The sequence below is a fragment of the Azospirillum sp. 11R-A genome (assembly GCF_049472615.1).
GTDB classification, from domain to species: domain Bacteria; phylum Pseudomonadota; class Alphaproteobacteria; order Azospirillales; family Azospirillaceae; genus Azospirillum; species Azospirillum palustre.
The window spans coordinates 38,149-51,045 of sequence record NZ_JBCEBL010000024.1; the positions used below are offsets into that span (position 1 = coordinate 38,149).

The 12,897-nt window shown below is 69.4% G+C and carries 15 protein-coding genes; 5 read left to right on the forward strand and 10 right to left on the reverse strand.

Going from position 1 to position 12,897, the window contains the following annotated elements; translation table 11 throughout:
• Positions 1-79 precede the first annotated feature (79 nt).
• The 3 genes from VH569_RS26090 to flhA are packed head-to-tail and all read right to left on the reverse strand — an operon-like array spanning position 80 to position 4,032.
• A complete protein-coding gene (locus VH569_RS26090; protein ID WP_423319144.1) occupies positions 80-1,162 on the reverse strand; it encodes an EscU/YscU/HrcU family type III secretion system export apparatus switch protein in 1,083 nt (360 codons plus the stop codon).
• Between the two features lie 3 nt (positions 1,163-1,165).
• Complete coding sequence (locus VH569_RS26095) at positions 1,166-1,936, reverse strand: flagellar biosynthetic protein FliR (RefSeq protein WP_423319146.1); 771 nt, start codon at positions 1,934-1,936, stop codon at positions 1,166-1,168.
• A 2-nt stretch (positions 1,937-1,938) separates the two neighbouring features.
• On the reverse strand, positions 1,939-4,032 hold the full coding sequence (gene flhA, locus VH569_RS26100) for a flagellar biosynthesis protein FlhA (RefSeq protein ID WP_423319148.1): 2,094 nt from the start codon (positions 4,030-4,032) through the stop codon (positions 1,939-1,941).
• Between the two features lie 166 nt (positions 4,033-4,198).
• On the opposite strand from flhA, the gene VH569_RS26105 reads away from it, so the two are divergent.
• Entirely contained in the window at positions 4,199-4,660 is a 462-nt protein-coding gene (locus tag VH569_RS26105) for a MarR family winged helix-turn-helix transcriptional regulator (RefSeq protein WP_423319150.1), read from the forward strand.
• Positions 4,661-4,704: 44 nt separating this feature from the next.
• Positions 4,705-5,106: a DUF1398 domain-containing protein gene (locus VH569_RS26110; protein ID WP_423319152.1), complete on the forward strand. Its 402-nt coding sequence runs from the start codon at positions 4,705-4,707 to the stop codon at positions 5,104-5,106.
• A 7-nt stretch (positions 5,107-5,113) separates the two neighbouring features.
• On the opposite strand, the gene VH569_RS26115 is transcribed toward VH569_RS26110, so the two are convergent.
• The 5 genes from VH569_RS26115 to VH569_RS26135 are packed head-to-tail and all read right to left on the reverse strand — an operon-like array spanning position 5,114 to position 7,410.
• Positions 5,114-5,896, reverse strand: a complete 783-nt coding sequence (locus VH569_RS26115) for a lytic transglycosylase domain-containing protein (RefSeq protein ID WP_423319153.1) — start codon at positions 5,894-5,896, stop codon at positions 5,114-5,116.
• A gap of 12 nt (positions 5,897-5,908) precedes the next feature.
• Positions 5,909-6,175 carry a flagellar biosynthesis protein FliQ gene (gene fliQ, locus VH569_RS26120; protein WP_109049425.1) on the reverse strand — a complete coding sequence of 89 codons (267 nt, stop codon included), beginning with the start codon at positions 6,173-6,175 and terminating at the stop codon, positions 5,909-5,911.
• A 27-nt stretch (positions 6,176-6,202) separates the two neighbouring features.
• Positions 6,203-6,562 carry a flagellar hook-basal body complex protein FliE gene (locus tag VH569_RS26125; protein WP_395452443.1) on the reverse strand — a complete coding sequence of 120 codons (360 nt, stop codon included), beginning with the start codon at positions 6,560-6,562 and terminating at the stop codon, positions 6,203-6,205.
• Positions 6,563-6,573: 11 nt separating this feature from the next.
• Positions 6,574-6,993, reverse strand: a complete 420-nt coding sequence (flgC, locus tag VH569_RS26130) for a flagellar basal body rod protein FlgC (RefSeq protein ID WP_109049423.1) — start codon at positions 6,991-6,993, stop codon at positions 6,574-6,576.
• Positions 6,994-7,017: 24 nt separating this feature from the next.
• The gene (locus VH569_RS26135; protein WP_423319155.1) at positions 7,018-7,410 is read right to left on the reverse strand and encodes a flagellar biosynthesis protein FlgG; all 393 of its coding nucleotides are present in this window, start codon (positions 7,408-7,410) and stop codon (positions 7,018-7,020) included.
• Between the two features lie 140 nt (positions 7,411-7,550).
• Between VH569_RS26135 and fliI the strand changes: the two genes are divergently transcribed.
• The 3 genes from fliI (at position 7,551) to VH569_RS26150 (ending at position 9,952) form a co-directional block, all read left to right on the forward strand.
• Positions 7,551-8,894 (forward strand): flagellar protein export ATPase FliI, encoded by a 1,344-nt coding sequence (fliI, locus tag VH569_RS26140; RefSeq protein ID WP_423319157.1) that lies wholly within the window; start codon positions 7,551-7,553, stop codon positions 8,892-8,894.
• Positions 8,891-9,496, forward strand: coding sequence for a hypothetical protein (locus VH569_RS26145; RefSeq protein WP_423319159.1), 606 nt, complete (start codon positions 8,891-8,893; stop codon positions 9,494-9,496). The genes fliI and VH569_RS26145 overlap by 4 nt, the downstream gene beginning before the upstream one ends.
• Before the next feature lie 72 nt (positions 9,497-9,568).
• Positions 9,569-9,952: a YbaN family protein gene (locus VH569_RS26150; protein WP_423319161.1), complete on the forward strand. Its 384-nt coding sequence runs from the start codon at positions 9,569-9,571 to the stop codon at positions 9,950-9,952.
• Positions 9,953-10,009: 57 nt separating this feature from the next.
• Here VH569_RS26150 and hflX read toward each other — a convergent pair whose 3' ends face one another.
• Entirely contained in the window at positions 10,010-11,356 is a 1,347-nt protein-coding gene (gene hflX, locus VH569_RS26155) for a GTPase HflX (protein ID WP_423319162.1), read from the reverse strand.
• Between the two features lie 366 nt (positions 11,357-11,722).
• On the reverse strand, positions 11,723-12,886 hold the full coding sequence (locus VH569_RS26160; protein WP_423319164.1) for a hypothetical protein: 1,164 nt from the start codon (positions 12,884-12,886) through the stop codon (positions 11,723-11,725).
• Between the last annotated feature and the right edge of the window lie 11 nt (positions 12,887-12,897).

A 12,897-nucleotide genomic window follows, 5' to 3' on the forward strand; every position in this document is an offset into this window, starting at 1 on the left:
ATGTTTTGGAAGGTTCGAGATTTGTTGTTTGAAACAATTGGCGCCTGTTTGCCGGCCTATGGTCCGGCTGGCCCCTCGCTCACCCGCGCCGCGCCAGACCGCCCTTCAGCTTCAGCACATAGGTGATGACCTCCGCCACCGCCTGATAGTGCTGGAGCGGGATCGTCGCATCCACCTCCGCCGTGGCGTGGAGGGCGCGGGCCAGCGGCGGATTCTCGACGATGGGGATGTTGTGCTCCTGGGCCAGGGCGCGGATGCGCAGCGCGATCAGGTCGGCGCCCTTGGCGAGGCAGATCGGGGCGGCGGTCCGGCCGCGCTCGTACTCCAGCGCGACGGCGAAATGGGTGGGGTTGGTGATGACCACCGTGGCGCGCGGGACGTTCGCCATCATCCGCTTCTTCGAGCGCGAGCGGCGGATGTCGCGCAGGCGGGCCTTGGCGTTGGGATCGCCCTCGATCTGCTTGAACTCGTCCTTGATCTCCTGGTGGCTCATGCGCAGGCGGCGGCGCCATTCCATGCGGTTCCACAGCACGTCCACCGCCGCCATCAGGACGGTCGCCAGCAGGACCGCCAGCAGCAGCCGCAAGGTCACGTCCCGCAGCAGCACGGGCAATCCGGCGACGTCCATGCCCACAGTATCCTCCGTCCATGCGATGTAGGGCGCCAGCGCGTGCCAGGCGGCAGCGCTGATGATGGCGAGCTTGACCAGGCTCTTGGCGAATTCGACCAGCGCCGGCCGGCCGGCGATCCGCGTCCAGCCGGACGCCGGCGACAGGTGCGACCATTTCGGCCGGATGCGGTCGGACGCCACCACGAACTGCCCCTGCCCCAGCGCCGACACCGCCACCCCGGCCAGCAGGATGCCCAGCACCGGCAGCAGGGCGACGGCGACGCCGCCGATCAGCCAGTGCAGGCTGTGGATGACGTCGATGGCGCTGCCATCGATGCGGATGTCGTCCGGGTTCTCGATCAGCGGCAGCAGCAGGGCCGACAGGCTCGCCGCCACGCCCGGCACCGCCATCAGCACGATCATCCAGGCGGCGACCATCGCCGACAGCAGGCCGACGTCGCGGGCGCGGGGGACGTCGCCCTTTTCCGCCGCCTCGCGCAGGCGTTTCTCTGTCGGTTCCTCGGTCTTCTGTTCGTCGTCCTGTTCCGCCATGCCTCACGACCCCGACAGCCAGCCGCCGAGTGCGGCGACGAAGGCGGTCAGCATCGCCCCGGCGGTCGCCATGAACAGCCCCATGCCGATCATCAGAACCCCCGGCGTCGCGACGAAATAGACGGGCATCGCCGGCATGACCCGGTTGACCAGCCCCAGCGCCAGATTGACCACCAGCCCATAGAGGATGAAGGGCGCCGCCAGCCCCACCCCCAGCCGGAAGGTGCTCGCCAGCAGCTCGGCGAAGCGCTGGGCGACCATGCCGAGGTCGGGGAACACCCCCGCCGGCCAGGAGCCGTAGGAGCGGGCCAGCGCGCCGATCATCAGGTAATGCACGTCGGAGGCGAACAGCAGCGCCAGCCCGCCGATCAGCAGCACGCCGGACAGCACCGACCCGCCCTCGAACCCCGCCGCCGCCATCGAGAAGGGGTTGCTCAGCCCCACCACCTGGGCCGCCACCGCGCCGGCGGTCTGGAGGGCGGCCATGAACAGCCGGGCGCCGAGGCCGAGATAGGCGCCGACCAGCGTTTCGCCGGCCAGCGCCCGCAGCATCTCCACCGGCTGGTCCGGCATGCGGTCGGGCAAGCCCTCCACCCCCGGCAGCAGCACCAGCGTGACGATGACCGCCAGGGCCGCCCGCACCCGCATCGGCACCGCCGCCTCGCCGAAGCCCGGCAGCAGGCCGATGGCCGCCGCCACCCGCGCCAGCACCAGCAGGCCGCGGTAGATCTCCAAAGTCAGGAACTGGCTGAGGCCGTCCACGGGGGCGTCCATGTTCAGACTTGATCGACGGTCTTGAGCGCCGCCTTGCGGTGCAGCTCGGCATGGCTCAGCACCGGGGTCATCGGGCTGACCCGCTCCAGCAGGGAGCGGACGAAGGGCCGCGCCTCGGCCCCCACCAGCAGGGCCGGCCAGATTTGCGAGGTGGCGTGCTTCTGGATCTTCAGCCGCACGGCGGTCAGGAACTCCTGCACCTGGCTGGGCGGCATGACGAAGCGGCGGTCGTCGCCCTCCACCACGATGTTGTCGAGCAGCGCCTGCTCCCAGCGCGGGCTGAGCGCGATCACCGAGACGAAGCCGTCCGGTCCGGCCAGACCCTGGTGGATCTGCTGGCCCAGCCGCATCCGCACATGTTCGGTGATCAGCGTGATGTGGCGGGTCCAGCCGACCGCCTCCGCCACCGCCTCGACGATGGCGGGCAGGTTGCGGATCGACACCCGTTCCGACAGAAGCTGTTGCAGCACGCGCTGGAGCACGACCAGCGAGATCTGGCTCGGCACCATGTCGTTGATCAGCTTCTGGTACTCGCGGCCCAGCCCGTCGATCAGCTTCTGCAAGGCGGCGAAGGTCAGCAGGGTGGAGAGGTTGTCCTTGATGACCTCGGTCAGGTGGGTGGTGATGACGCTTTCCGGATCGACCACGGTGTAGCCCTTCGCCACCGCCTCCTCATGGCGGGCCGGGTCGATCCATTTGGCTTGCAGGCCGAAGGTCGGCTCGCGCGTCGCGTCGCCGGCGATGTCGGGCACGGCGCCGCCGGTCGGGTCGATGGCGAGCAGATGCTTCGGCCGCACCTCGCCCTTCGCCGCTTCCACCCCCATGATGCTGATGACGTAGCTCTTGGGGGCCAAGAAACTGGAATCCTTGATGCGGACCGAGGGCAGGACGAAGCCGAACTCGGTGGCGAAGCGCTTGCGCAGGGTCTTCACCTTGGTGGTCAGCGGGCCGTTCTTGTTGAGGATCAGCGGGACGAGGTGGTTGCCGACCTCCACCTTCACCTCGTCGACCTTCAGCATGTCCTCCACCGCCTCCTCCGGCACGGCGGCGGGCGCCTTGCGGCTTTCCTCCAGCTTGGCCAGCGCGGCGGCGCGGGCCTTGCGGCGCGGCGCGTACCAGCCGAGCAGGGCGAAGGCGGCGCCGATGGCGAGGAAGGGCGCCATCGGCAACCCCGGCGTCAGCGCCAGCGAGACCAGCAGGCCCGATGCCACCAGCAAAGCCTTCGGATAGGCGCCGAGCTGGTCGATCACCGCCTTCTCGGCCGAGCCGACATTGCCGCCCTTGGTCACCAGCAGGCCGGCGGCCAGCGACACCACCAGCGCCGGGATCTGCGTCGCCAGACCGTCGCCGACCGTCAGGGTGGTGTAGATGGAGGCGGCGTGCTCGAAGCTCATCCCCTTCTGGGCGATGCCGATGGCCATGCCGCCGAGAACGTTGATGACGGTGATGACCAGTCCGGCTACCGCATCGCCGCGCACGAATTTCGAGGCGCCGTCCATGGCGCCGTAGAAGGTGCTCTCGTCCTCCAGCTCCTTGCGGCGGCGGCGCGCCTCGGCCTCGTCGATCATGCCGGCGGAGAGGTCGGCGTCGATGGCCATCTGCTTGCCGGGGATGGCGTCCAGCGTGAAGCGGGCGCCGACCTCGGCGATGCGGGTGGCGCCCTTGGTGATGACGACGAAGTTGATCACCACCAGGATGCAGAAGATCACCACGCCGATGACGAAGTTGCCGCCCATCACGAACTGGCTGAAGCCCTGGATGACGTGGCCGGCGGCGGCGTGGCCGTTGTGCCCCTCGCTGAGGATCAGCCGGGTGGACGCGATGTTCAGCGCCAGCCGCAGCATCGTCACCACCAGCAGCACGGTGGGGAAGGAGGAGAAGTCCAGCGGCCGCGGGATCCACAGCGACACCATCAGCACCAGCACCGCGACCGAGAAGGACAGCGCCAGCCCGAGATCGAGGAACCAGGACGGCACCGGCAGGAAAAGCACCGCCAGCACCAGCAGGATGCCGACCGCGAACAGCACGTCGCGGTTCGCGAGACCGATGTCGCCGATCAGGCCGAACCGGCTGCGGACGTGATCCGTGAGGGTCATGGGGGTCCTGACGGGTGTGTGGAGGAGAGGCGTTCCGGCAACGATAGGGGGGCGCGGTAAAACCGGGATTTAAGGGCAGGCCGGGTTTGGCGTCGGGACGGGAAAGTGGTTGACTAGGAAACAAACTGCGCAGTAGTTTCCTAGTCAACAAATGGAGCGGCCATTCATGAACGCCAACGGCGCGGTTTCCCGGCTGACCGACCATCTCGGCTACTGGATGCGCATGGTGTCCAACCATGTGTCCTTCGCCTTCGCCCGCCGCCTGGAGGGCAAGGACGTGACGGTGGCCGAGTGGGTCATGATGCGGGAGTTGCAGGACGCCGGTCCGCTGGCCCCCAACCGGCTCGCCGGGCGGATGGACATGACCCGCGGCGCCATCAGCAAGCTGGCCGACCGGCTGGTCGCCAAGGCCCTGGTCACCCGCGACGACGACCCGGCCGACGGCCGCGCCCATGTGCTGGCGCTGTCGGAGGCGGGAAGCTTGCTGGTGCCGGATCTGGCCCGGCTGGCCGACGAGAACGACGAGGCGTCCTTCGCCTGCCTGACGGCGGAGGAACGCGCGCAGCTCGACCGGATCCTGAGGAAGATCGCCGGGGCGCACGGGCTGAAGAGCAGCCCCACCGGCTGATCCCCCTGGCCCTCCGCAAATCCACCGCAAAAAGGAGAGCGCCGATGAACGCGCAGCAGAAGACGATTGCCCAGACCTGCCTTGCCGCCTCGCATGACGGCACGATGAACTTCCCGTCCATCGTCGCCGTGCTGATCGACGCCGGGTTCGAAGGCTATGCCGTCGATTACCGCCGCGGGACCAGCACCTATTATCTGCCGGACGGCGACAGCGTGGAGTTGCCGGCCATCGCGACGCCGACGCCGGTCGCCGCGGCCTTCCGGGCGGACGGGGTCGAGGCGGCGGTGCGCGCGGCGCAGTCCAACGCGGCGGGCTACAGCTACCGTGGCTTCTGCGAGGCGGTGAAGGCGGCCGGATGCGCCGGCTACATGGTGTCCTTCTCCGGCAGGCGGGTGGTCTATTACGGGCGGACCGCGGAATGCCATGTCGAGCATTTCCCGCACTGAACCGGCTTCAGTTCTGACCCGCCGGCAGCAGCGGCCGGGCCGGAGCGTCGGCAAACAGGCCGGACAGGAAGCTCAGGCGCCCGCGCTCGGCCGCGGTCCAGACCGGGGCGGAGCCGCCGGGGCCGGCGGCCAAGGTCTCCAGATAGCCCAGCGCCCCGGCGACCCAGCGCAGGTTGCCGGTCACCCGCTGGCGATAGGCCTCGCCGCGCTCGGACTGGGCGGAGTGGTAGCGGGCGATGGCGGTTTCCAGCGAGCCATGGTCGCGCCGCAGCGCCGACAGGAAGGACGCGGCATAGCGGGCGTTGGCGACCGGATCGAAGGCGGTGACGAGGTCGGGGAAGGCGTCGGGGTGCCAGCGCAAATTCACTTGCAGGCAGCCGACGTCGATGGACTGCACGCCGCGCGCCTGGGTCTCGCGCACGAAGGATATCGCGGCGTCGCGCGTCGGGAAGTAATGGGAGCGCCCCTCGGTGTTGACCGTCCACGGCCAGGCGGTGAACAGCCGGTCCTCCGTCCGCCGGCCGGACTCGGTGAAGCCCATCGCCAGCAGCAGATGGTCGGCGATGCCCGCCGCCTTCTCCGCATCGAGGATGGCGGCGATGCACTGCGCTTCCGGCGGCAGGGCCTTGGCCGGCGTCTGGGGAGCCGGCTGTTTGGGCGGGGCGTAGAGGGCGGTGCTCCACACCCCGATCTGCGAGAGGTTGGCCGGCGGCGCCGCCGCACCGCCGGCCGGATTTACGAGCAGCCCGAGAAGGGGGACGATGACCGCTCGCAACGGGGGGAGGCGCATCGGTCGACGCCGTCAGTCGATGGCGACGATCAAATCGCTCAGCCGGTCGGCGTAGGTGGCGAGCGCACCGTACATGAAGGGCAGCGCCAGCACCGTCACCACCAGGATCGCGACGATCTTCGGCACGAAGGTCAGCGTCATCTCCTGCACCTGGGTCAGCGCCTGCACCAGCGAGATCGACACGCCGACCACCACCGCGACGATCAGCGGCGGGGCGGCGACCAGCAGGGTCGTCCAGATGCCGCTGCGCAGCACCTCCAGCACGTCGGCCTGATTCATGGCGGACTCCTTCTCAAACGCACCCGCTCACACCGCGATGCGCATGATCTCCTGATAGGCCTGGACCATCTTGTCGCGGATGGCGACGACGCTCTGCACCGTCATCTCGGCGGCCAGGACGGAGCGCACCACGTCCTGCGCGCTGGCCTTGCCCGACACGGCGGCGAGCGACACCCGCTCGCTTTCCTTCAGCGTGTCGACCGCCTGGGAGATCGACTTGTCGAGGAAGCCGCCGAAATCGCTCTCGGCGCTGGCCGCGACCGCATCGGTCCGGTTGGCGGCGGACAGCGGCGAAGCCGCCGCCTGGGTCTCGGCGACACCGCTGGAAATCGGGCTGCGGTTGGCGGCGTAGGCGGCGGCGACGCGGCCGACGGACATCTCGATCATGGAACGGCTCCTCAGCTGCGCAGCAGGTCGACGACGCGGGTCATCATCGCGCGCGATTGTTCGATGACGTTCATGCTGGCCTCGAAGGCGCGGCCGGCCTCGCGCATGTCCATCATCTCGACCAGCGGCTGGACGTTGGGCTTCTTGACGTAGCCCTTGTCGTCGGCCGCCGGGTGCGAGGGGTCGTAGGCGAGCTGGAAGTCGCTGCGGTCGCGGCCGATCTGCTTGACCTGCACCAGTTCCGCCCCGACGCCGCGGTCCATCACGCTGTCGAAGGACACCGTCTTGCGGCGGTAGGGGTCGCCGCCCCTGGCGGTGGCGGTACTGTCGGCGTTGGCGAGATTCTCCGCCACCACGCGCAGGCGGGTCGACTGCGCCTGGAGTCCGGCGCCGGCGATCTTCAGCGTGGCGCCGAGGACATCGTTCATCATCGGGTCGTCTCCGTCCTAGGCTCTTCAACCGTTCTTCCAGGCCATGCGCAGCATCTGCACATTGCGCTGGAACAGGCTGGTGGTCAGCGCGAAGGCGTCGCGGGTCTCGCTGCCCTTGATCATCTCCTGCTCCAACGACACCGCGTTGCCGGATGGGGTCGACTCCCACAGGGCGGCCTTGCCCTCCTCGCGGAAGCCGGCGGTGGAGCGGGTGCTCGCCAGATGCAGGCCGGAGGTGCGGGCGGTCTCCACCGGGCGGATGCCGTCCATCACGCTGTCGAAGGGTTTGAGGTCGCGCGCCTGGTAGTCGGGCGTGTTGGCGTTCACCACATTCTCGGCGACCAGCTTCTGCCGCTGCGCCAGATAGTCCAGCCGCGTGCCGGCAAGCTGAAAGAAACCGATTTTACCCAAATCCATTGCGACCTCGGTCCATCAATTCTTGCCGGCAAGTCCCGCCGCAACACCGGATCGGACGATGATCCCGCCGGTTTAAAGCCGGATTTAAATTCGTTGCTCCAGGATGCCCTGCATCGATGGAGATGGTGGAGACAGAAGCGATGCCGGCACTCGCCACCCTGGCCGCGGAATTCGACCGGCTGCCGACGCGCCGGTGGCGCGGGGAAATCCGCTCGGCCGCCGGCATGACGCTGGAGGTCGACGGGTTGCAGCGCGTGCTGTCGGTCGGCGACAAGTGCCATGCGGAGACCGTCCGCGGCGGGCGGGTGCTGTGCGAGACCATCGGCTTCCGCAACGGCCGCTCGCTGCTGATGGCCTTCGACAGCCTCGACGGCGTGGCGGAGGGCTGCGCCGCCGTCACCGACGACACCGCCTTCACGCTCCGGCCCGGCTCCGGCTGGCTCGGCCGGGTGGTCAACGCGCTGGGCGAGCCGATCGACGGCAAGGGTCCGCTGGCGAACGGCGAGCATCCGCGCAGCTTGCGCCAGCCGCCGCCGGCCGCCTGCGCGCGGCGCCGGGTGGGAGCGCGGCTGGACAGCGGCATCCGGGTGATCGACAGCTTCGTGCCGCTCTGCCGCGGCCAGCGGCTGGGCGTGTTCGCCGGGTCGGGCGTCGGCAAATCGACGCTGCTGGCGATGGTCGCCCGCCATGCCGAGGCCGACGCCATCGTCATCGGCCTGATCGGCGAGCGCGGGCGCGAGGTGCGCGAGTTCATCCAGGACGATCTGGGGCCGGAGGGGCTGGCGCGCTCCGTCGTCATCGTCGCCACCTCGGACGAGCCGCCGCTGATGCGCCGGCAGGCGGCGCTGCTGACCATGACGGTGGCGGAGGAGATGCGCGATCAGGGGAAACACGTGCTGTGCCTGATGGACAGCGTCACCCGCTTCGCCATGGCCCAGCGCGAGATCGGGCTGGCCGCCGGCGAGCCGCCGACCGCCAAGAGCTATCCGCCCAGCGTCTTCGCCGAGCTGCCCCGCCTGCTGGAACGCGCCGGTCCCGGCCCCGAAGAGGGCGGAGACGGCGACATCACCGCCATCTTCACCGTCCTGGTCGATGGCGACGACCATGACGAACCCATCGCCGACGCAGTGCGCGGCATCCTCGACGGCCATCTGGTGCTGGACCGCAAGATCGCCGAGCAGGGGCGCTATCCCGCCGTCAACCTGCTGCGCAGCGTGTCGCGCAGCCTGCCCGGCTGCCACGACGCGCGCGAGAACCGCATCGTCGGCCACGCCCGCGCGCTGGCCGCCAGCTATGACGGCATGAAGGAGATGATCCGGCTCGGCGCCTACAAGCGCGGCACCGATCCGGAGACCGACGCCGCCATCGACCTCCATCCCCGGCTGGAAGAGTTCCTGCGCCAGGGCAAGGACGACCCCTCCCCCTCCGCCGACAGTTTCGCCCGGCTGGAGTCGCTGCTCGCCGCCATCGGAGACCACGCATGAGCGTCAATACCAGACTGGCCGCCCAGGCCGTCACTCCGCCCTCGACACACAGCAAACCATCCGCCGAGCCCGAGGAGACGCTGGCCGACAGGATGAGCGTCGGCTTCGACGATCTGCTCGACGTGGTCAACCCGCTCCAGCAATTGCCGGTGGTGTCGTCGGTCTACCGCGAAGCGACGGGAGAGGAGATCTCGATCCCGGCGCGGCTGGCCGGCGGCTTCCTGTTCGGCGGGCTGCCCGGCCTGATCGGCAGCGCCGCCATGGTCGCCTTCGAGGAGGTCACCGGCGACAGCGTGCTGGGCCATATCGGCAGCCTGCTGGAGGAGGGACCGGAGACCGCGACGGCGGAAGGGCCGCCGGCCGGAGGGCTGCCCTGGATGACCGGCGGCGGGGACGGCGGCGATCCGTCCCTCCCCTCCCCCCAATCGCTGGCGGAAGCGTTGCGCCGCAAATCCGCCCCGGCGACGGAGACGGCGGCAACAGTGGCGGCGGCGGCGACGACGGCAGGCGAACAGCCGGCACCGCAGCTGCTGGCGAAGCTGTACAGCCTGGAGGCGACGGCCAAGGCCGGCACGCCGGGGATGGTGCGCACGGCGTCGTGACCAACCCCGACTTGCGCGGCACCGCCGGGCGCGGTTCAATGATCCGGCACCGGGATGCGGGACGAGCAGGTGATGGACGAAAGCAACGGCATGGGCAAGGGACGGCGGCGGCTGTGGCTGCTGGTCGGCCATGGCGCGGTGGGGCTGGCCACCGCGGGAGCCTTCCTGCCGATCCTGCCCACCGTCCCCTTCCTGCTGGTCGCCGGCTGGGCCTATGCCCGCGGCAACCCCGAACTGCGCGAGCGGATGCGCAACGACCCGCGGTTCGGCCGCGCCATCCGCGAGTGGCAGGACCGCGGCGCCATTCCGGTGAAGGCGAAACTCATGGCGGTCGGCGGCATGTCGTCCAGCTTCGCCATCCTGGCCCTGTCCTCCCCCGGCTACCCGGTGCTCGCCGGCACCGGGCTGGTCATGGTGGGGGCCGCCGCTTACGTGGTGTCCCGCCCGACTCCATAAAGAAAGGGGGCCGCCGTTTCCGGCAGCCCCCTCTTTTTCAAAATCCGGCAATCGCGGTCAGGCCGCGGCATGCTCCTGCCCCGGATGGCCCAGACGGGCCAGCATCGCCGGTTCGATGGCCACATGCAGATGGGCGTGGCTGTCGTCGTCGCGGCGGCCGACCACCTCGCCATGGGCGTAGAGCCAGGCGAGCGTCGCCCCATCGCCATGCTCGACATCCAGTTCCACCAGCTCGCGGCCGGCGGTCATCCGCCCGTCGAGGATGCGGAACAGCGTGTCCAGACGCTCGCCGGTCGCGGCGGACAGCGCACAGGCGTTGCCGTCCCGCCCGGCACGGGCAAGCACTGCGTCATGCTCCGCCCCGGCCAGCAGGTCGATCTTGTTGGAGACCTCGACCACGCGCGGGTCGCGCTCCGGATCGATGCCGAGGTCGGCCAGGATCGCTTCCACGTCGGCCTTCTGGGCTTCGGTGTCGGGGTGGGCGATGTCGCGGACATGCAGGATGATGTCGGCCGACTGCACCTCCTCCAGCGTGGCGCGGAAGGCCGCGACCAGATGGGTCGGCAGGTCGGAGATGAAACCGACCGTGTCGGACAGGATCACCTTGCGCCCCGACGGCAGGACGACCTGCCGCATGGTCGGATCCAGCGTCGCGAACAGCAGGTCCTTGGCGAACACGTCGGCGCCGGCCATCCGGTTGAACAGGGTGGACTTGCCGGCGTTGGTGTAGCCGACCAGCGCCACCACCGGGTAGGGCACCTTGGCGCGCGCCTTGCGGTGCAGGCCGCGGGTGCGGCGGACGTCGTCCAGTTCCCGCCTGATCCTGACGATGCGGTTGCCGATCAGCCGGCGGTCAAGCTCCAGCTGCGATTCACCGGGGCCGCCGAGGAAGCCGAAGCCGCCGCGCTGACGTTCAAGGTGGGTCCAGGACCGCACCAGCCGCGACTTCTGGTAGGTCAGCGACGCCAGCTCGACCTGAAGCTGGCCTTCATGGGTGCGGGCGCGGGCACCGAAGATCTCCAGGATCAGGCCGGTGCGGTCGATGACCTTGGCGCCGAAGGCCTTCTCGAGATTGCGCTGCTGCACCGGGGTCAGCGCATGGTCGACGATGACGAGGTCGATGTCCTCGCCCGCCTCATGGGCGTCTTCGATCAGTTTGGCCTGCTGCTCGATGGCGCCGCCGCCCAGCAGGGTGGCCGGGCGCGGCTGGCTGACCTTGACGACGGCGGCCTGCGCCACCTTAAGCCCGATGGCCGCGGCAAGACCGACCGCCTCCTCCAGCGAGGCTTCGGGACTGCGGACGGTCTCGACGCCGCGCAGGACCGGGTGGAGGACGAGGGCGCGGCCCAAATTCGATTGCCGGGTTTCGATGGTTTTGGAGTCGGTGTTCGGATTCGTACCCATGGGGTTCCTTGTGACCGCCCCGGCGCCGGATGCGCGGGGCATGCGCGCATCCCTGGCGGATGCGACGCTCGGAATTGGGAAAAAGGGAGGTCCTCTCCGATCCCACCGGCGGCGCCACGGCACGGGGGAGGGTCGCGGCGGCCTGCGCGTCACGGGATCGGAGAGGATGGCGCCGGCACTCCCGCGGCGGGGGGCCGAACCGGGGAACTTAGATCAAGGGAAGATCACCGAAGTTGCCGCGCCGGCCGGGCAATGGCCCCGTCACGCGGGATCGTACTTGGATCGCGGCGTCACCGCCGACATTCGGTTAGATGTGAAGTTCGGCGCTCGAAACAAGGGCGTGGGAGCGAGATTTGTGCCGCCCCCTCACCAGCCCATGTTGTTGCGGGAGGTCTGTTCGATGGTCTTGATGTGGGCCAGCCCCGGCAGGATTTCCGAGCGGATGAACTCCAGCCGCCGCACCGGGCCGCCGCCGCGCGAGAAGCGGTGCTTCCACAAATTCATCTTCACCGCCAGACCGCACAGCACCCCGCCGATGGTCAGGTGATGGGTGACGATCAGGTCGCGGATGCTGCGGAAGCTCTCCGGGTTGATGTCGCGCCAGAAGTCGCGGGAGCGGTTGTCGAAGCTCTCGAAGCGCCCGGTGATCGAGGTGGCGATGTCGGTCAGATCATGGCCGATCTCGTCCAGCATGCGGCCCTGGCGGGCGTCGCGGCGCACCTCGCTGACCTGATACAGCTCCGCCATCCAGCCGAGGAAGCCCTGCACGTCGGGCACGATGTCGTCCAGGCAGCGCTTGAAATAGGCCAGCGACAGGAAGATGTCGGCATAATCCTCCAGGAAGGCCGGGATCTCGCCCAGCGGAATGTCGAGCCGGTCGGCGGTCAGTTGCAGGCGGCGCCGCGCCTCCTCCACGTCGGGCTGGGCGAACAGGCGGACCAGCTCGTCCATGCTGGCGATGTCCGCCCCCTGCACGCCATAGACATGCTCCACCAGCGGCCGGGTGAAGACGCGCATGTAGCTGGTCAGCTCGGCCCGCTTGGCGGCGGACAGGCGGAGCGCCGCCGCTTCCTCCACGTCGATGTTCAGGCGGCGCAGCTCCAGCCGCAGGCTGTAGACGTCGAAGCTGGCGGCCTCGCCGATCTGCACGATCTTGCGCAGGTCGCGGCGGAATTCCGGGCCGTCGATGCCGAAGCATTTCGACAGCTGGTCGATGCGGATCTGGCCGCTGCCGGTCTGGGCGTCGTTGAACAGCTCCGCCACCGTCTCCAGCCGGACATTCTTGATCAGCCGCGCCCGGCGCAGCCCCGGCGTTTCCAGCGGCAGGATCGACAGCGGCAGGATGTGCAGCGCGTCGCGCCCGTCATCCTCGTCCTCCGCCGACGCCCCGCGCAGAGGCACGGCGGCCGCCCCGGTGGTGGCCGGCGGGCGGATGCGGTCGCGGACCTTGCGGTCTTGCGGCTCTCCGGACCTCCGGTCCTGTTGATCCCCGGACCTCCGGTCCTGTAAGTCGCCGGATGGCGTCTGCACGGCTGGACTCC

Coding starts and splice junctions, on each gene's coding strand:
- VH569_RS26145 (WP_423319159.1), top strand. CDS start 8,891: ATGAGCGTCAATACCAGACTGGCCGCCCAGGCCGTCACTCCGCCCTCG.
- VH569_RS26115 (WP_423319153.1), bottom strand. CDS start 5,896: ATGCGCCTCCCCCCGTTGCGAGCGGTCATCGTCCCCCTTCTCGGGCTG.
- VH569_RS26135 (WP_423319155.1), bottom strand. CDS start 7,410: ATGGATTTGGGTAAAATCGGTTTCTTTCAGCTTGCCGGCACGCGGCTG.
- fliQ (WP_109049425.1), bottom strand. CDS start 6,175: ATGAATCAGGCCGACGTGCTGGAGGTGCTGCGCAGCGGCATCTGGACG.
- VH569_RS26110 (WP_423319152.1), top strand. CDS start 4,705: ATGAACGCGCAGCAGAAGACGATTGCCCAGACCTGCCTTGCCGCCTCG.
- VH569_RS26090 (WP_423319144.1), bottom strand. CDS start 1,162: ATGGCGGAACAGGACGACGAACAGAAGACCGAGGAACCGACAGAGAAA.
- VH569_RS26095 (WP_423319146.1), bottom strand. CDS start 1,936: ATGGACGCCCCCGTGGACGGCCTCAGCCAGTTCCTGACTTTGGAGATC.
- VH569_RS26105 (WP_423319150.1), top strand. CDS start 4,199: ATGAACGCCAACGGCGCGGTTTCCCGGCTGACCGACCATCTCGGCTAC.
- flhA (WP_423319148.1), bottom strand. CDS start 4,032: ATGACCCTCACGGATCACGTCCGCAGCCGGTTCGGCCTGATCGGCGAC.
- fliI (WP_423319157.1), top strand. CDS start 7,551: ATGCCGGCACTCGCCACCCTGGCCGCGGAATTCGACCGGCTGCCGACG.
- VH569_RS26125 (WP_395452443.1), bottom strand. CDS start 6,562: ATGATCGAGATGTCCGTCGGCCGCGTCGCCGCCGCCTACGCCGCCAAC.
- hflX (WP_423319162.1), bottom strand. CDS start 11,356: ATGGGTACGAATCCGAACACCGACTCCAAAACCATCGAAACCCGGCAA.
- VH569_RS26150 (WP_423319161.1), top strand. CDS start 9,569: ATGGACGAAAGCAACGGCATGGGCAAGGGACGGCGGCGGCTGTGGCTG.
- flgC (WP_109049423.1), bottom strand. CDS start 6,993: ATGATGAACGATGTCCTCGGCGCCACGCTGAAGATCGCCGGCGCCGGA.